The sequence below is a fragment of the Streptomyces sp. NPDC002324 genome, assembly GCF_053593335.1.
Map to the genome: position 1 here is coordinate 1 of NZ_JBSFCF010000076.1, position 17,246 is coordinate 17,246.

Annotated in this window: 13 protein-coding genes; 8 read left to right on the forward strand and 5 right to left on the reverse strand. The window is 73.4% G+C overall.

Translation table 11 applies throughout. The features are described 5' to 3' along the window. Positions 1 to 626: 2-oxoacid:acceptor oxidoreductase family protein (locus tag ACWCRJ_RS43950; protein ID WP_450944605.1), on the reverse strand; the 626-nt coding region annotated here is incomplete at its 3' end. A 409-nt stretch (positions 627 to 1,035) separates the two neighbouring features. On the opposite strand from ACWCRJ_RS43950, the gene ACWCRJ_RS43955 reads away from it, so the two are divergent. The 6 genes from ACWCRJ_RS43955 to ACWCRJ_RS43980 all read left to right on the forward strand — a co-directional run bounded on the left by ACWCRJ_RS43955 (position 1,036) and on the right by ACWCRJ_RS43980 (position 9,192). After that, positions 1,036 to 2,067: an SMP-30/gluconolactonase/LRE family protein gene (locus ACWCRJ_RS43955; protein ID WP_450944594.1), complete on the forward strand. Its 1,032-nt coding sequence runs from the start codon at positions 1,036 to 1,038 to the stop codon at positions 2,065 to 2,067. A 105-nt stretch (positions 2,068 to 2,172) separates the two neighbouring features. Then, positions 2,173 to 4,530, forward strand: a complete 2,358-nt coding sequence (locus ACWCRJ_RS43960) for an MMPL family transporter (RefSeq protein WP_450944595.1) — start codon at positions 2,173 to 2,175, stop codon at positions 4,528 to 4,530. Positions 4,531 to 5,014: 484 nt separating this feature from the next. After that, complete coding sequence (locus ACWCRJ_RS43965) at positions 5,015 to 5,761, forward strand: HAD family hydrolase (protein ID WP_450944596.1); 747 nt, start codon at positions 5,015 to 5,017, stop codon at positions 5,759 to 5,761. Beyond that, entirely contained in the window at positions 5,758 to 7,404 is a 1,647-nt protein-coding gene (locus tag ACWCRJ_RS43970) for an FAD-dependent monooxygenase (RefSeq protein ID WP_450944597.1), read from the forward strand. The genes ACWCRJ_RS43965 and ACWCRJ_RS43970 overlap by 4 nt, the downstream gene beginning before the upstream one ends. Before the next feature lie 52 nt (positions 7,405 to 7,456). After that, positions 7,457 to 8,488: a ScbA/BarX family gamma-butyrolactone biosynthesis protein gene (locus tag ACWCRJ_RS43975; RefSeq protein ID WP_450944598.1), complete on the forward strand. Its 1,032-nt coding sequence runs from the start codon at positions 7,457 to 7,459 to the stop codon at positions 8,486 to 8,488. 98 nt (positions 8,489 to 8,586) lie between these two features. Then, positions 8,587 to 9,192, forward strand: a complete 606-nt coding sequence (locus ACWCRJ_RS43980) for a response regulator transcription factor (RefSeq protein WP_005478956.1) — start codon at positions 8,587 to 8,589, stop codon at positions 9,190 to 9,192. 132 nt (positions 9,193 to 9,324) lie between these two features. Here the strand turns inward: ACWCRJ_RS43980 and ACWCRJ_RS43985 are convergent, their stop codons facing one another. The 4 genes from ACWCRJ_RS43985 to ACWCRJ_RS44000 all read right to left on the reverse strand — a co-directional run bounded on the left by ACWCRJ_RS43985 (position 9,325) and on the right by ACWCRJ_RS44000 (position 15,032). After that, a complete protein-coding gene (locus tag ACWCRJ_RS43985; protein WP_450944599.1) occupies positions 9,325 to 10,578 on the reverse strand; it encodes a sensor histidine kinase in 1,254 nt (417 codons plus the stop codon). 79 nt (positions 10,579 to 10,657) lie between these two features. After that, positions 10,658 to 12,280, reverse strand: a complete 1,623-nt coding sequence (locus ACWCRJ_RS43990) for a SagB/ThcOx family dehydrogenase (protein ID WP_450944600.1) — start codon at positions 12,278 to 12,280, stop codon at positions 10,658 to 10,660. Between the two features lie 53 nt (positions 12,281 to 12,333). Further along, positions 12,334 to 14,709 carry a TOMM precursor leader peptide-binding protein gene (locus ACWCRJ_RS43995; RefSeq protein WP_450944601.1) on the reverse strand — a complete coding sequence of 792 codons (2,376 nt, stop codon included), beginning with the start codon at positions 14,707 to 14,709 and terminating at the stop codon, positions 12,334 to 12,336. Further along, positions 14,706 to 15,032, reverse strand: a complete 327-nt coding sequence (locus tag ACWCRJ_RS44000; RefSeq protein ID WP_450944602.1) for a TIGR04351 family putative TOMM peptide — start codon at positions 15,030 to 15,032, stop codon at positions 14,706 to 14,708. The genes ACWCRJ_RS43995 and ACWCRJ_RS44000 overlap by 4 nt, the downstream gene beginning before the upstream one ends. 297 nt (positions 15,033 to 15,329) lie before the next feature. Here ACWCRJ_RS44000 and ACWCRJ_RS44005 point away from each other — a divergent pair, with 297 nt between their 5' ends. Beyond that, positions 15,330 to 16,166: an AfsR/SARP family transcriptional regulator gene (locus tag ACWCRJ_RS44005; protein WP_450944603.1), complete on the forward strand. Its 837-nt coding sequence runs from the start codon at positions 15,330 to 15,332 to the stop codon at positions 16,164 to 16,166. A 145-nt stretch (positions 16,167 to 16,311) separates the two neighbouring features. Further along, a complete protein-coding gene (locus ACWCRJ_RS44010; protein WP_450944604.1) occupies positions 16,312 to 17,118 on the forward strand; it encodes a thioesterase II family protein in 807 nt (268 codons plus the stop codon). The last annotated feature ends 128 nt before the right edge of the window (positions 17,119 to 17,246 follow it).

Here is a 17,246-nt window from a genome sequence, read left to right on the forward strand (position 1 = left end):
AACGCGGCGAGGTTGGCGGCCGCGATCTGGGGTTTCTTGGCGAACTTGGCGGCCAGGAACTTCTCGGTGCCTTCGGTGGGCCGGTGATACATCCAGGACAGCAGTCCGAGCGCGAACATGTTCTTGCTGCGTTCGGCTTCCTTGCGGCTGAGGTCGAAGGTCTTGAGTGCTTCGACGGTCAGGGTGGTCAGGGGGACGGGGTGGACGCTGTAGCCGTCCAGTTGGCCGTCTTCCAGGGGGCTGGTGGTGTAGCCGACTTTCTGCAGGGCGCGTTTGGTGAACTCGTCGGTGTTGACGATGATCTCGGCGCCGCGGGGCAGGTCGGCGAGGTTGGCCTTGAGTGCGGCGGGGTTCATCGCGACGAGGACGTCGGGGGCGTCGCCGGGGGTGAGGATGTCGTGGTCGGCGAAGTGCAGCTGGAAGCTGGAGACGCCGGGCAGGGTGCCGGCGGGGGCGCGGATCTCGGCGGGGAAGTTCGGCAGGGTGGAGAGGTCGTTGCCGAACGACGCCGTCTCGGAGGTGAAACGGTCACCCGTGAGCTGCATCCCGTCACCGGAATCCCCGGCGAACCGGATGACCACCCTGTCCAGGCGGCGCACGTCCTTGGTGCGGATCCCGGCCGGCATCGGCTCGGCCTGTTCGATGTCCACGGTGTCTACCGTCACGCGTCTCGTCTCCTCTGGCTTTCCGCTGTCCGGCGCCGCTGCGTGGGCCGGGCCCTGCCGCCGCGCCCCCGTCGTCCCGGTGGGCGGGAACGTGCCGACAGGACCTGCCTGACCGGGACGCTAGGCAGGCCGCCTTGCGCCGGGCCAAAGCGCCCCGCGCGGGCCTCCGGGTAGCGCTGTCGCCCGCCCGCCGCCGGTTCAGCGGAGGTTCAGCGGTTCTCCAGAGCGGCTCGCGACCCTGTCCACGGCCGGTGGACAGCCGGGTTCGGCGTTCTCTTCCCCGGCCGGGGCACCCACGGCCCCCCGCCCGCCGCCACCGCGCACCGGCCTGCCCGACTTCCCCTCTTCGCCCCGTACGAAGGAGCACCCCTTGGACGCGTCAGCTTCGGCCTCCCGCCGGACACTGCTGAGAGTCGCCACCGCCGCCGGCCTGGGCGGCGCGCTCGCCGCCACCCCCCTGCCGGCGTTCGCGAAACCCGCCCGCTGCCCGCTGCCGCGCAGCCTCACCGTCGCCGCCCCGGGCCTGTACCCGGAGGGCGTCGCCTGGGACCCCACGAGGAAGGCGTTCCTCGTGGGGTCCAGCGCGCAGGGCACGATCTCCGTGGTCCGGGCGGACGGCTCCGTGACCCCGCTGGTGGCCCCCTTCGCCCGGGTGTCGGTCCTCGGCGTCACGGTGGACGCGCCCCGCCGCCGGGTACTGGCCGCCTACACCGACTACTTCTTCCGGCTGATGGGCATCGTGGACCCCTCGCTGCCCCCGGTCTCCGGGGTCGGTGTCTTCGACCTCGCCACCGGCGCCGTACAGCACCTGGTGGACGTGTCCGACGGGCAGCCCCTGCCGCGTGCCAACGACCTGACCGTGGACCGCAACGGCACCATCCACGTCACCGACACCGGCGTCGACACGGTCACCACGGTGAGCCGCGACGGCGAGGTCCTCCAGATCCTCCGCGACGACCGCTTCGCCACCGCCGACACCGGCCCCAACGGCATCGTCCAGCACCCCGCCGGCTTCCTCCTCATGGGCAAGTACGAGGGCGGCCGCCTCTTCCGCATCGACCGCCCCTGCTCGGCGCGGCCGAAGGTCAGCGAGGTCCGCCTGGACGGCGCGCCGGCCTCCCTCGACGGCATGGCCCTGCGCCCCGACGGCTCGCTGGTCGTCGTCTCCAACGACCTGTCGCTCTCCGGCGGACGCCAGAGCCGGGACGCCGTCCTGGTGCTGCGCTCCACCGACGGCTGGCGCACCGCGCGCACCGTCCAGGACCAGACCTGGCCGCACGAGGACCCCACGACGGTCGCCGTGACGCCGTACGGCGACTACGTGGTCAGCGGCGGACTCCGGGAGATCCTCACCGGCGTCCCCTCGACCACGCCCGGCAAGTTCCACCTGCGCCGCCGCTGACGGCACCGGTCGGCGTCCCCGGGCGTCCGGGGCCGCGTACGGCGCCGCGGGTGCCGTAGCCGACCCGGCACGCACCTCACCCACCCCGACGTCCCGGGAGCCCCCATGACCTCAGTGACCAAAGACAACCCGCCCCCCGAAACCGCCCCGCCCCCCGGTGCGTTCACCGCCCTCGCCCGGCTGGCCGCCGGCCGTGCCCGTCCGCTGCTCGTGCTCACCGTGGTCCTGCTGGCCGGGGCCGTCGTCCTCGGCAGCGGCGTGGCCGACCGGCTGCGCAGCGGCGGCAGCGGCGGTGTCGTCGACCCCTCCTCCGAGTCCTCGTACGCCGCGGGCGTCCTGGAACGGGAGTTCCCCGGAGCCCGCCCCAACCTCGTTCTGCTGGCCCGTGCCGACGCCGGCGTCGACGACGCCGACGTGGCGCGGCAGGGGCGGGACCTGGCCGCCCGGCTCGCCGACGAGGGGGGCGTCACCGGCGTCACCTCCTACTGGGACACCGGCTCCGGGGCGCTGCGCTCGAAGGACGGCAGGGAGGCCCTGGTGGTCGCCCGGCTCACCGGGGACGAACTGGAGGCCGACCGCACCCTGAAGGACCGTGTCGTCGGGCACTTCGACGGGCGGCAGGGCGATCTCACCGTCCGGATCGGCGGCAGCGTCGCCGTCCAGAACGAGCAGCAGACCTTCATCCGTGAGGATCTCGTGCGCGCCGAGGTCATCGCGTTGCCGATCACGCTCCTCATCCTCATGGTCGTGTTCGGAAGCGCGGTCGCCGCGCTGCTCCCGGTCGGCATCGGGGTGATCGCGATCCTCGGCACCAACGCGGTGCTGCGGGTCCTCACCTCCTTCACCGACGTCTCCGTCTTCGCCACCAACCTCACCACCGCCCTGGGCCTGGGCCTCGCCATCGACTACGCGCTGCTGATCGTGCGCCGCTACCGCGAGGAACTCGCCGCCGGCCGGGACATGCCCGCAGCGCTCGCGGTCACCCTCAACACCGCCGGCCGGACCGTGCTGTTCTCGGCCGCGACGGTCGCCGTCTCGCTCGCCGCGATGCTGGTGTTCCCGCTGTACTTCCTGCGCTCCCTCGCCTACGCCGGGATCAGCGTGGTCGTCCTGGCCGCCGTCGCGGCCCTGGTGGTGCTGCCGGCGCTCCTCGCCGTCCTGGGCCGGCGGATCGACGCCCTCGACGTCCGCAAGCTGGTCCGGCGCCGCTCCCGTGAGCGCCGAGAGCCCGCGGCGGCCGGGGCCGGCTGGGCCCGGCTGGCCCGGTGGGTGATGCGGCGCGCCCCGCTGGTGGCCACCGGCACCCTCGCCGTGCTGTTGCTGCTGGGGGCGCCGTTCCTGAACGTCGACTTCGGCACCGCCGACTACCGGCAGCTGCCCGCGTCCGCCGACTCCCGGGTGGTGCAGGAGCACATCAGGGACCGCTTCCAGGGCAGTCCCACCGGCGCGATCGAGGTCGTCACCCGCCGGGCGCCCGCCGCCGGACTGGGCGAGTACGCCGAGCGGCTGTCCCGGATCGAGGGGGTGCTGCGGGTGGACGCGCCGACGGGCACCTACACGGACGGCCGGGCCGCCGGACCCGCGCAGCCGGGCCGGACCGCCGGCGAGATCGCGTACCTCACCGTGGTGCCCGGCGTGGAGGCCGTCTCGGACAAGGGCAAGGACCTGGTACGGGACGTCAGGGCGGTGGACACGGACTTCCCCGCGTCCGCCTCCGGAACGACCGCGGCCCTGGTCGACAGCCAGGCGGCCATCGGACGCGGTCTGCCGTGGGCGGTCGGCATCATCGTGCTCGCCACCCTGGTCCTGGTGTTCCTGCTGACCGGCAGTGTGCTGGTGCCGCTCCAGGCCGTCCTGCTCAACGCGCTCAGCCTCACCGCGATGCTGGGGGCCGTGGTGTGGGTCTTCCAGGACGGGCATCTGTCCGGGCTGCTGGGCTTCACCCCGACCGGGAGCATCGAGACGGCCCTGCCGGTGCTGATGTTCTGCCTCGCCTTCGGACTCTCCATGGACTACGGGGTCTTCCTGCTCTCGCGGATCAAGGAGGAGCAGGAGCGCACGCACGACCACCGGGCCGCGGTGATCGAGGGGATCCGCTCCACCGGTGGGGTCATCACCGCCGCCGCGCTCGTCCTGTCGGTGGTCATGGTGGCCATCGGCACGTCCCGGATCACCAACACGAAGATGCTCGGGCTGGGGGTCGCCCTGGCCATCCTCATGGACGCCATGGTGATCCGCACGCTCCTCGTCCCCGCCGTGCTGTCGCTCACCGGCCGGGCGACCTGGTGGGCCCCCGGGCCGCTGCGCCGGCTGCACGCCCGGTTCGGCATCCGCGAGGGCGGCCCGGCCCCGGCCGCCGCCGTAAAGACACCGGACAGTCCGGTCGAGCCGGCCGCGTCGGTACCGCGGGAGAAGGAACGGGCCGGCACGGTCGGCGCGGCGGCCGGAAAGCCGTCCGGCTGACGGTACGTCGGACCGGCGAACACAGGGTGCGGGAGGACCTCGACAGGTCCTCCCGCACCTCTTTGCCCGGGCACAAGCGACCGCCGTTAGCGTCCGGGCAACGCGTCGGGCGGACGCCGCGGCGGCAACGGGCGCACGCCCGGCCGCCGGCCGCCCGAAGGCCTACGGCACCGCCGGGCCCGCACCGGGACCGGACGCGCCGGAACGGCCGGCTCGGCCGACGCGGCGGTCTGCCGTTCCCGTAAGGACCGCCCGCACCGGCACGCCGCCCGCACCGGCACGCCGCCCGCACCGGCACGCCGCCCGGGTCCGGGCCTACGAGATCCACATGGCCCGGGGTCCCCGGAGTCCCGAGAGATCGACGAGACCCCCGAGGCCCACCAGCCCACCGGACCCACCAGATCGACCAGCCCCACCCAGACCCACCAGATCGATCAGACCCACCAGATCGACCAGATCGACCAGAGCAAGGGGGACCAGTCCGATGACATCCACACACCAGACCGGGCCACAGGCGCGGTTCGTACGCCGCGTCGCGGTGGGCGAGGGGAGTGCCATGGCGGTCGACACGATCGTCGTCGACTACGGAGGAGTGCTGACCAACCCGCTCGTGGAGACCTTCGCCGCCTTCGCCGAACTGGCCGGCATCGAGGCGGGCGACCTCGCCCAGGCCTTCCTGGCGGCGACGGAGCTGCACGGGGAGACCCCGATGGCCGCCCTGGAGACCGGCGAGATCACCGAGCGGCAGATGGTGGACCGGATCCTCGCGCAGCTCCCCGAGGGTGCGGGCCGGATCCTGGCCGACGGACGCGGCTTCGGTGAGCTGTGGTTCCGGGGCCGGCGCCCCAACGAGCCGTTCCTGTCGTTCCTGCGCGCCCTGCGCCGCGACGGCTACCGGCTCGCCCTGCTCACCAACAACGTCCGCGAGTGGGAACCGCTGTGGCGCGCCCAGGTCCCCGTCGACGAACTCTTCGACGTGGTCGTGGACTCGCACCGGGAGGGCGTGCGCAAGCCGGACCCGGCCATCTACCGGATCCTGCTCGACCGGCTCGGCGCCCCGGCGAAGCGGTGCCTGTTCGTCGACGACACGGACGAGAACTGCCGGGCCGCCGCCGAACTCGGTATGCGGACCGTGCGGTTCGCCGACACCGACAGCGCCGTCCGCGAGATCTCGGCGCTGCTGCACCGCCCGGTGGCCGTGGCCGCCGCGGCGGCGGGAGGTGCCCGGTGAGCGCCACGCCCGTTCTGGTCGTCGGCGCCGGGCCCACCGGGCTCAGCGCCGCCTGCGCGATGTGGGATCTCGGCGTGCCCTGCCGGGTCGTCGACCGGCGCCCCGGCCCCGGTATCGCCCCCAAGGGGCTGGTGCTGTGGAGCGGCGCGCTCGAATGCCTGGAGCGTCTGGGGGTCGCCGAGAAGCTCACCGGGACCGCGCTGCCGCTGGCCGGGGCGTCGTACTGGTCGAACGGCAGGCGCATCGCCGGTGCGCGGTTCGGCACCCTGACGAACACCGCGTTCCCCGGCCCCCTCTGTGTGCCGCAGCCGGTCACCGAACGGGCGCTGCTGGACCGGCTGACGGAGCTGGGCGGCACGGTCGAGTGGGACACCGAGGTCACGGCGGTGACCGTGAACCGGGGCGGTCCCGAGGAGTCGGTGACCGTCGTCCTGAGCGCGGCCGGGGGCGAGGAGCCGGTGACGGTGCCCTGGCTGGTCGCCGCCGACGGCGCCCGCAGCCTGGTGCGCGACAGCGTCGGCATCCCCTTCGAGGGGCACACCTTCGACCGTACGTTCCTGATCGGGGACGGCCGGCTGGAGGGCGCGTCCGCCGAGGCCGAGGTCCAGCACCACATCACGCCCGACGGAGTGCTGGTGATCGTCCCCCAGCCCGACGGTCACCGGGTCTTCTTCGACACGGAACCGGACGAGCGGACCGAACCGCCCTCCGAACAGCTGCTGCAACGGCTCCTCGACGAGCGGGGCCCGGGCGGGCTGCGGCTGCACGGCACCTGGTGGACCAGCCGCTTCCGGGTGCACGCCAAGGTCGCCCCGAGGTTCCGCGAGGGCCCGGTCCTGCTGGCGGGCGACGCGGTGCACGCCCACACCACCGCGGGCGGACAGGGACTCAACACCGGTGTCCAGGACGGCTACGACGTGGGCTGGAAGCTCGCGAGCGTCGTCCGCGGCGCTGACCCGGCCCTGCTCGACAGCTACGAGGCCGAGCGCCGCCCCGCGTCCGTCCGCGCGGTCGCCAACGGCGACCGGCAGACCCGTATGTGGCTGCTGCGCAATCCGGCGGCCCGGCTCCTGCGCAACACGGTCATGCGAGTGCTGTCCGCCACCGGGCTGCTGGAGCGCAAGGTGATCCCCCTGCTCGCCCAGCTCGACCTGGACCACTCCGGGAGCCCGGCGGTGACCGCGTCCGGCGCGGTGGCCGGCGCGCCGCGCACGCTCAGGCCCGGGCGGCGGGCCCCCGACGCGGCGCTGACCCCGGTGCGCGGCACGGCCGCGGCGAGACTGCACGACCACCTGGCGGCCGGGCGGCACACTCTGCTGGTGCACGGCGCCGGGGCGGCCGGGGTGGTGGCCGCGCGTGCCGCGGAGGCGGTGCGCGAGCGCGGCGCCGGTGACATCGCCCAGGTGCTGTGGATCCGGCCCGCGGACACCGCCGACGCGCAAGTACCGGACGGAGAGGGCGAGTTGATCGTCGCCCGGGAGCAGGGCGACACGCTCGGCGGGGCCGGCTCCCCGTGGATCGCGTACGTGCGGCCGGACGGTGTCGTGGCGGCCCGCTCCGCCCCGGCCGGCCTCGACGGGCTCCTCGCCCGGCTGCCGTCCCGTCCGGCCCTCACGGCGCCGGTCCCCGCCGAGCTGCCCTGACCGGGCTCGGCCCACCGTTCGCGACACCGAGACCTTGTTGGAAGGACCGACCATGAGCATTTCCACGTCCGCCCTCGCGTCCGAGACGGCACCGGTGTGCCCACGGGCCCCCGAGACGGAGCTGAGCTACGACGCGACCGTTCCCCGCACCCTGGTCCACCGGGCCTCGATAGCCGAGGTCTTCGTCACCGACTCGGCGCAGACGGGCGAGGACACGTACGCGGTCGCGGCCCAGTTGCCGCGCGGCCATCTGATCGGGGAGGCCTCCCCGTCGTACGACTTCACCCTGCTGGTGGAGGTGGTGCGGCAGGCCGGGGTCCTGATCGCCCACCGTCATCTGGGGGTCGAGCTGGGCTCGGCGTTCATCTTCCGGGACCTGAGGCTGCGGGTCACCGCGTTCGAGCCGTTGCGCATCGGCCGGCGGCCGGCCGATCTGCGGGTCGACGTGAGCGTGCGGACCCGGCGCAACAGGGCGGGCCGGATCCAGGGGTTCACCTTCACCGGGGACGTCGCCGTCGACGGGCGGCCCGCGATGCGCGGAGAGGGCGGGCTGCTGATCCTGTCCAGGGCCGCGTACCGGGCGATGCGCAGCAGGCGCCGGCTGCCGGACCATCCCGGGTTCCTGCTGCCGCGGTTCACGGCGGCCGAACCGTGCTCCGTGGGGCGCCGCGACGCCAGGAACGTGTTCGTCACCGAGCCCGTCGCGGACGGTGAACAGGGCCGTTTCGCCTGCCAGTTGGTGGTGGACACCAGTCATCCGCACGTCTTCGACCACCCGCTGGACCATGTGCCGGGCCATCTGCAGATGGAGGCGGCGCGTCAGCTGGCGGTGGCCTCCGTGGCCCGGCTGCACGGCCTGGACCCGGGCAGCCTGTCCGTCGCCTCCATAGAGACCGATTTCACCGACTATGCCGAGCTGGACCGGATCACCAGCCTTCGGGCGACGGTGGGCGGATTCCGGTCGGACGAGGCGCTGGGCACCTTCGCCATCCCGGTCGCGGTGGAGGCCGTGCAGGAGGACACGGTCACCACCGCCATGCGGCTCGAAGTGGCGCAGTGCCCCCGCAATGAAGATGAAGTTTAAAGGAAATCGCTCTCTGATCTTTTACGCACACTCTGGGTCAAGTAGTGTCCTCGTCGAACGGGCCGTCCTGATCGTCTCGGCCCGACGGGGGGAGCACAGTGATCCGCATCCTGCTCGCCGAGGACATGCACATGGTCCGGGGGGCGTTGGTCGCCCTGCTGACCCTGGAGGATGACCTCACGGTGGTGGCCGAGGTCGAGCGCGGGGACCGGATCGTCCCCACGGCACTGGAGTGTGAGCCCGATGTCGCCGTCATCGACGTCGACCTGCCCGGTCTCGACGGACTGAGCGCGGCGGCCCAGCTGGCCGGGCGACTGCCCTCGTGCCGCACGCTGATCCTGACCAGCCTCGGCCGTCCGGGCACGCTCCGCAAGGCGCTCGCGGCCCAGGTGGGCGGCTTCCTCCTCAAGGACGCGCCGCCGGACCGGCTGGCCGACGCGGTGCGGGACGTCGCGGCGGGGAAGCGGGTGATCGACCCCCAGCTGGCCCTCGCGGCCTTCGACAACGGGGAGAACCCGCTGACGCCCCGTGAGACGGAGGTGCTGCGGATGGCCGCCGACGGAGCGGAGGCGGCCGACATAGCGAGCCGGCTGTTCCTCTCGGTGGGCACGGTGCGCAACTACCTGACGACCGTCGTCACCAAGCTCAACGCGCGCAACCGCGTCGACGCGATCCGGGTGGCCAGGGAGAGCGGCTGGCTGTAGCCCGGCGCGCGGCGCCGAGCCGGCAGGGGGACCACGAGGGCCGGGCGGGTGACGTGGCCACCCGCCCGGCCCTCGGTCCCTTCCGGCGCCCGTGAGACCGGCGCGGGCGCCGGCCCGCCCGGAGGCGGGTGCTCAGGTGCCGTGACGGCCGCCCCGGCGCAGCGGGGCGGTGGCCCGCAGGACGAACCACCCCTGCTCGTCCAGCCCGGACGTCAGCCGGCCGCCGATCGCCGTCAGCCGGAACTGCAGATTGCCCAGACCGCTGCCGTCCGCTCCGGAGGAGGGGTCCCGGAAGCCCGTGGCGGTCTTCTGCACCCCGTCGTTGGCGATGGTCAGTTCCAGCTCGCCCGAGGACGTCCTGCGGCTCTCGATCCGGCAGTGCTCCGCCTTGCTGTGGCGCAGCAGGTTGGTGATGGCCTCCCGGAGCACGGTGGCCATGATGGTGTTCACTTCCCCCTCGGGGAGGTCCACATGGCACCGCACCTCCGCCTGGATGCCGGCGGCCGCCAGGACCGCCTGCGCCGACACCGCCTCGGTGGTCAGCGACATGTCCCGGTAGCCGCGGGCGACCGTGCGTACGTCGGCGAGCGCCTGTCGGGAGATCTCCAGGATGCTCCGCAGCTCCTCCAGGGCCCGCTCGGGGGCCGCGGGCACCAGACGGCACGCCAGTTCGCTCTTGAGGGTCACGGCGGACAGGCTGAAGCCGAGCAGGTCGTGCAGGTCACGCGCGAAGCGGAGCCGCTCCTGGGTGACGGCCAGCCGGGCGAGGTCCGTCTGGGCCGCGTGCACCTCGACCACCAGCTGGGCGAGCCGGTTCAGGCCGTACACGATCAGTCCCGTCAGCACGGTGGAGACGGCGATGTACACCGAGCCGACGAGGTCCATGCCCAGCAGCGGCCCGGTCGCGGCGGCCGCCACGGCGACCAGCCCGAAGAGCGGCCAGGCCACGGTCTGCCGGAGCACGAGCAGGAGGGAGGCGCCCAGGAATCCCGCCATCCCGCCCCACCCGAAGCCCAGGGCGAACAGCGGCAGATAGGTGATCAGGGCCTGGAGGGTGAGTGTCCACCGGTACCAGCGGGCCCGGAATCGCCGGAACCGCTGTGCGGTGTGCACCAGTTGGAGAAGGAAGACCAGACTGAAACCGAACGCCGAGGCGACGAGGGTGAGCGGTCCCGGCTCGGCGTCCGCGATGTTCAGGAAGCCGGTCAGGACGAACCCGCACTCGACGACGAGGACGACGCTTCGGGCGAGCCGGGGCGGCGGGGCACTGAGGCCCAGGAACCGCACCGCCGCCGAGAGAGGGGGATTGCCGCCGACCCCGCCGTCGGCGGTGTCCCTTAAAGAGATGTCGGCGTCTGTCTCCGCGTCCGGCGCGGCTGCCTCCATGAATACCCCTCACACGAACGGGATCAAGGAGCGATCAGTGTATGCGGGAACTATGAACTTTAAGTATTAGATGCAGGATTCATGGATCAACTGTGTGCTTTACATGGATGCTTGGTGACGGCTCCGGAGACACCCCGAGGGCGAAGCCGCCCACGCTCGGCTCGGTGAGCCAGTCGGTTCCGGTGGTGCGGGCGGCCAGTTCGATGTCGCCGCTGCCGAGGGCGCAGGACGCCAGGCCCATCGCGGTCCCGATCAGATACAGGTTCTGGATCACCGCGCCGACGTGCTTGAGCGTCAGGGAGTAGGGGAGGCCGCTGTACTTCCACGACAGCCGGTGGATGCGCGAGGTGATCGTGATGACCACGGCGGGCGGTGCGTCCAGCCCGGCGCTGATCTGCGCCTCCGCGAGCAGCTCCGCCGTCGCCGCGTCCGCCGCGCCGTCGCCGAGGTGCACCAGGCAGTGCTCCAGCGGCGCGTAGTAGTGGGTGCCCGAGGGGATGCCGGCGCAGTCCCGGACGGTGAGGTAGAACTCGAGTTCGTAGGCGCGGCCGCCGCTGGGATACGGCCGGTCGGTGTACCCCTCCGCGTGCCGGCCCTCGCCGGGCCGCTCGTGCAGGCCGCGGACCCGCAGGGCCCGGTACAGGAACTCGCCCAGGACCGCGGCGGTGAGCGGCTCCGAGCCGTAGGACCGGATGCTGTGCCGCTCCTCCACCACGGTGGTGAGCGGCGGATCCGCGGCCGCCACCTCGTTCAGGGAGGGCCGGGGCAGGGAGAGGCGCGGTCCGTCCGGCAGCGGCTTGACGGCCGGGGCGGGGGGCAGGCGGTCGGCGAGCGGATAGGTGGCGCCGAAGTCCGCGTCGTGCCGGCCGAGGGTGGAGCGGCTGTGGAAGAGCAGGTCGACGGCGGCCCACGACAGCAGCGCCGGGTCCTGGTCCTCCGCGAACGTCGGGACGGCGTCGCCGCCGCCTCTGCCGTCCTCGTCCGCACGGCCCGGGAGGTGTCCCTCGGCGGGCACCCGCTCGGAGGCGAGGAGCATGCCGGTCCCCAGCAGATGGGCGATGATCTCCGCGACCGCCGGGGCGGGCAGGGGGACGGCCGCCGTGATCTCGTCGACGGTGTGCGCGCGGCCGAGCATCCCGATCACCCAGGCGGCCTCCGGACCGTGCACCACGACCCGGTACAGCGACACGGGGCTCTCCAGGACGAAGCCCTCGCCCTCGCTGCGCAGGAACGCGAAGCGGGACAGCCGTACCGGACGGTCCCGGTCGACGGTGTCCGGCCGGTACCGCGCGGACTGCACGATCGGGACCACCGACAGCAGCGGCTGCTCGGCGTCCTCCAGCATCAGCGAGCGCACCACCAGGTGCCGCAACCGGTGCAGCAGCATCAGTATCTCGGCCTGCTCGTCCGCGGCGCCGGCCGTGCGCCCCCCGGGGGCGGAGGGGCGCACGGTGCCTTCGGCGGCCATCTCGGCCACCACGTTGGCCAGCGAGATCGGGCCGAGGCTCATCCGCCGCAGGGCCTCGCGGACCAGCGGGCCCGCCCGGAGCAGCCGGGTCTCCCCCCACCGCCCGGAGAGCACCACGGAACCGTCCGCTCCCCCCATGTCCACCAGGACGTCCTCGCGGAGCGACCACAGGGCGACACAGCGCCTGTCGCTCCGCGTCGTCGCGGCTGAGCTGAACGGCCTTTCGGTGGACATCGGGGGCTCCTGGGGGACGGGAACGGCGGTGGGGCGCCGTTCCGGACGAACAGTCAGACGAACAGGGGGACGGGATTGAGGTCCTCGTACGGGGTCGGCGCGGCCAGCCGGCCCAACCGCACCGGTACGTCGAACAGCCGGCCGGGCGCGTACCGGGCCCAGAAGTGGCGCAGCCCCGGTACGACGACCTTCATGACCGGAATCCCGAGGTCGGGCCTGGTCTGGTCGAGCACCAGCAGATCCATGCCGTGCCCGCGTAGCAGCTCCACCACGTCCTCGACGTCCTCCCGCAGGTCCGGACGGTCGCGGAGGACGAAGTCGGCCGGGCCACGCGCCGGTTGCGCGGGGTCGGGCAGCAGGTAGGGCTGGGTCGCGACGGTCGCCCCCCACCACCAGCCGAGCGGCTCGGGGTCCGTGGAGCCGTAGCCCGTGCCGTCGGGCCTGGCACCGATGACCGCCGGCAGCAGCTGGTTCATCTCGGTCAGGGCGCGGCGCAGCGCGACGGCCGGGTCCAAGTGCGCGCCGAACCCGAACATGATGTCCTCGGCGGGCTTGTCGGTGCGCCGCGAGAGGGCCGCGAACACCGGGATTCCCAGGTCGGCGGTGAGGTCCAGCGCCCACACCTCACGGTTCAGGTGCCGGTACACGTCGAGCAGTTCCTCGGTCCAGCCGTCGCCGAAACCGCCCGGGCCGTCCAGCCGTACGCCCGGCTGGCGGGTGCGGTTGTACCACCACAGGGCCACGGCGTCCCGCTCGACGAGTTCCAGGAAGCCGTGCAGGATCGCGTCCTCCGGACTGCTGCCGGCGGCGTTGCCGTTGGAGTCGGCGCGCAGCGAGCGGCGGCCCGCCACCGGCGGGGACGCCCCGTCCAGCGAGCCCGGGAAGTACAGCATGCCGGTCGGCAGCAGCCGCTGCCGGCCCTCGGTGAGCGACCACACCGGGGTCCAGTCGACCGGAGCCCGGTCGTCGAAAGGTTCGGGAACGTACTGGAACGCGCCGTGCAGGGCGTTCCACCGCTCGCGGTCACGGAACTGCCGGGCGCCGAACAACTGGCAGGCGTCCGGGGAGACGGCCGCGTCCCCCAGACCGCGCAGGCTGTCCCTGACGCGCGGCTCGTCCCCCTGGAGGGTGCCGCTGTACCGCTCCAGCGCCTCGCACATGGCGCTCACCTCGGCGTCCAGCGCGGTGGCGCCCTTGCCGCCGCTGAGCTGACGCAGACCGGCCCGCAGCCGTGCCAGGTCGGTCCCGCCCAGCGCGGCGTTGCGGCCCGCCAGGTAGCAGTGCAGACCTTCCGGGGCCCGAGGGTCCCGGCGTATCTCCTCGATCACCCCGGTCACCGGGCTGACCAGGTGCAGATAGCGGTCGCGGACCTCCTGCGGGGTGTACGCCCGATGGCCCCCTCCGGCGCGCGGCGCCTTGGGCCGGGAGGCGAGCGTCACCGGCTGCCGCACCTGCCGCGCGACGAGGCCGGGGTCGCCGCAGTCCGGGCACTGGGGGCGGCGCCGCAGCTCGTGATGACGGGTCGTCAGGGCGAGGGTGTCCAGGGTCAGGACCGCCGACTGGCCCGGATAGCGGTAGCCGGCCAGCCACTTCGCCGTCTCCAGCGCGGTGAGCTGCGCGGCCGCGGCGGCGGTCGGCGGCACCTGGGCGACGGGCCGGGGGACCGGTCCGGTCAGGCCGAGCGCCCGCCGCACCGGGGCCTCGCACAGCCGGTGGCCGCGCAGCCGGTGCGCCAGGCAGGACCAGCAGGGGCCGGCGCCCGGCCGGAACACCGGGCCGACCCACGCGGTGGAGGCGCCGGGCCTGGCCAGCAGCCAGGACCGTCCCGTGGCCCGGTGCAGGGCGTCGATCTCGCGCAGCTCGGGGTTCAGGTAGTCGTCGCAGACGACGAGGGACAGCCGGGTGGCGTCCTCCCCGACCACACAGTGCGCACCGTGGCCGGCACCGGAGACCGCCAGTCCCGCGGCCCGGCACGCCTCCACCACTCCCTCGGCGTTCGCGCCGCCCACCGTCAGGACGTCCAGCGGAGCCGCGGCCACGCCCCCGAGGGCCGCCGTGCCGTCCAGTCCGGCCAGCTCCCAGTACGCGTGGGCGGCCCTCGTCGGGTCGTCGCAGCCGTCGGCCGAAGGCGGTGCCGAGTAGCCCACGAGACCGGCCTGCGCGAGCCGCCCGATCAGGCGCCCCACCCGCTCGGGAGGGATCTCGGGGGCCGCGTCCCGCAGCACGGACGGCAGGTCCCTGGTGCCGTCCAGCAGGGGCACCAGGGCCTCTATGTGATCGCCCTGCAAGGCGGTCACCCCCCGGTCGGACAGCAGATAGGCCGCGTCGTCGGCGACGACCTCCGCTCTGAGATGACTGCGGAATCCCACGAGCCGCCGGTCGTGCGTTCTCGGCACCTGCGCCGGACGCTCACCGTAGAGGGCGGTCACCGCACGACCGCCCGGCTCCCGGCCCCCGCGTCCGAGTACTGGCGGGCCGGGATCGGGCTGTCGGGCGACAGGCAGAAGCAGAGGAACGCGTGGGCGCTCGCCGGCCGCGAGAGTTCCTCGATGGTCAGCTCGCACACCGGGTTCTCGGGCAGCGCGGGAGGCTGCTGCCCCTGGGCCAGCGTGACGCCGAACTCGTCGAGCACCGAACGGGCGTCCACCTGGTAGCGGCGCGAAAGCTCGGGCTCCAGCCACGCCTGTGCGACCAGCTCCATGAACCGCAGTTCCTGGGCGGGGGTCCGGTCGAGGCCCACGGCCTGGTCCATGTCGCACGCACCGTCGAGAGTGGAAATAACGCCTTCGTGCACGTTGCCCTCCGTTGAACCTGTGTGTGATGGATCGGAACGTCGCCGTGGTCGGACCGGCAGACAGGATTCTTCGGGGACGGGGGTCGTCACCGACAGTGTTCCGTTCATGCCTCACGTGTGAATCCGTCATGGGTCACCTCCTCGGTAATTCACGCGTGAGCGATGAAGCGATCACTGGGGCGGCGAGGGCCGCCATGCCACTGTGGAGAGCTCCGAAACGCATCCCGAGCGGTTTTGGCTGGAGGGAGTCCACATATGGAGATCCGGGTCCTGGGGCCGCTCGTCGCCCAGCTCGACCACACGTCCGTGGTGCCCAGCGCGGCCAAGCCCCGTCAGGTGCTCGCCCTGCTGGCCCTGCACGCCGGCCAGGTCGTGACCGTGTCCACCCTGCTCGACGAACTCTGGGGGGACGCCCCGCCGCGCACCGCGCCCGCCACCCTCCAGACCTATATACGGCAACTGCGCCGCAGGCTGGGCACGGTGCTGGGCCCGACCGCGGTACGCGGGCCGAAGGACATCCTGTGCACGCGCTACGGCGGCTACGCGCTGGACGTGGCCGGGCCCGACGACGCCACGCAGTTCCAGCGGCTGTCCGTGGCCGGGCAGACGGCGCTGCGCGAGGGCGCCGCCCGGGAGGCGTCCGTGCTGTTGCACCAGGCGCTGGCGCTGTGGCGGGGGCCCGCCCTGGCCGATGTGCAGATCGGCCGGGCGCTGGAGGTCGAGACGGTACGGCTGGAGGAGACCAGACTGGGTGCGCTGGACGCCAGGATCGAGGCGGACATGCGGCTCGGCCGGCATGCCGCGCTGCTCGGGGAGCTGACCGCGCTGGCCGCCCAGCACCCGCTGCACGAGACCGTGCACGCGCAGCTGATGCTGGCGCTCTACCGCTCCGGCCGGCCCTCCCACGCCCTCGGCATCTACCAGCGGCTGCGCCAGTGCCTGATCCGGGAGCTCGCGCTGGAGCCGTCGACGCGGCTGCAGCGGCTGCACCAGGCGATCCTGCGGGCCGACCCCGTCCTGGAGTCACCGGATCCGGCCGTGTCCGCCGGCGACGGACCGCGCGTCGTACCGCTCACGCCCGCCTCGGTCTGAGCCCCGCCTTCCTGAGGCGGGCCTGGAGCGTTCCTCTCTCCGCCCTGGGCGTTTGGCGGCCCTTAAGCGCCCCTCCCGACGCTGTGGGTACGGCGGGTACCGGCCACCTGGTGGCCACCGCGCTACGAGAGGAGTTCCGGTCACTATGACGCGATATCTGAGACGCGGTGGTCCACGCCACGACGGTCGCCTGCGCATGTTCTGCTTCCCCTACGCGGGCGGCGGCGCCTCCGCCTACGCCGGGTGGCAGCGCCGGCTGGGGACCGGGGTCGAGGTGCTGCCGGTGCAGTTGCCGGGCCGTGAGGGCCGGATGACGGAGCCGCGCTTCACCGATCTCCCCGCGCTCGTGGCGGACCTGGACCGGGAGCTCGGCGAGGAACTCGACCACCCGCATGTGCTGTTCGGGCACAGCATGGGGGCGCTCGTCGCCTTCGCCCTGGCCCAGCACCGCCGGGCCCGCGGCGAACGGCTCCCCCTCGCGCTCCTCCTCGGGGCCCACCGCGCCCCGCACCTGCCCGCCCCGCCCCTCACCCACGGCTACGTGGCGGACGACGCGGAACTCATGCGCGGGCTGGCCGCGTTGGGAGGCCTGCCGCGGGTGCTGCTGGACCGGCCCGAGTGGCTGGCGGCGCTGCTGCCCGTCGTCAGGGGCGACCTGATGCTCTGCGAGGGCGCCGGGAGCGTGGACCGTACCCCGCTGCCGATTCCGCTGCACACCTACGCCGGGGCCGACGACCGCCTGGTGACGGTCCCGGAGGTACGGGAGTGGTCCCTGTACTCCACCGAGGCCTGCGAGACCGTCGTGGTGCCGGGCGGTCACTTCTACATCAGGGAACAGGAGAGTGCCTTCCTCGACCGGCTCTCCGAGGCGCTGCGACGTTACGAGACCGCCCACCGCACCGGTGTGGGCGCCCGTGACTTCGCGGAGACCCCTCAGACGGTCGGCGTCTGACGCACCGCGCACGCGACCGGCGGGCCGTCCGCGGGCCGGGGGCGGGGGCCTTCCGGGCGTGGCCGCGCGAGGGCCGGGCGGCGACCGTGGGGGACACCTCCTGGCAGGAGGTCGCGCTGAGCGCGGAC

Coding starts and splice junctions, on each gene's coding strand:
- ACWCRJ_RS43960 (WP_450944595.1), top strand. CDS start 2,173: ATGACCTCAGTGACCAAAGACAACCCGCCCCCCGAAACCGCCCCGCCC.
- ACWCRJ_RS43965 (WP_450944596.1), top strand. CDS start 5,015: ATGACATCCACACACCAGACCGGGCCACAGGCGCGGTTCGTACGCCGC.
- ACWCRJ_RS43975 (WP_450944598.1), top strand. CDS start 7,457: ATGAGCATTTCCACGTCCGCCCTCGCGTCCGAGACGGCACCGGTGTGC.
- ACWCRJ_RS43985 (WP_450944599.1), bottom strand. CDS start 10,578: ATGGAGGCAGCCGCGCCGGACGCGGAGACAGACGCCGACATCTCTTTA.
- ACWCRJ_RS43990 (WP_450944600.1), bottom strand. CDS start 12,280: ATGTCCACCGAAAGGCCGTTCAGCTCAGCCGCGACGACGCGGAGCGAC.
- ACWCRJ_RS44000 (WP_450944602.1), bottom strand. CDS start 15,032: ATGGACCAGGCCGTGGGCCTCGACCGGACCCCCGCCCAGGAACTGCGG.
- ACWCRJ_RS44005 (WP_450944603.1), top strand. CDS start 15,330: ATGGAGATCCGGGTCCTGGGGCCGCTCGTCGCCCAGCTCGACCACACG.
- ACWCRJ_RS44010 (WP_450944604.1), top strand. CDS start 16,312: ATGACGCGATATCTGAGACGCGGTGGTCCACGCCACGACGGTCGCCTG.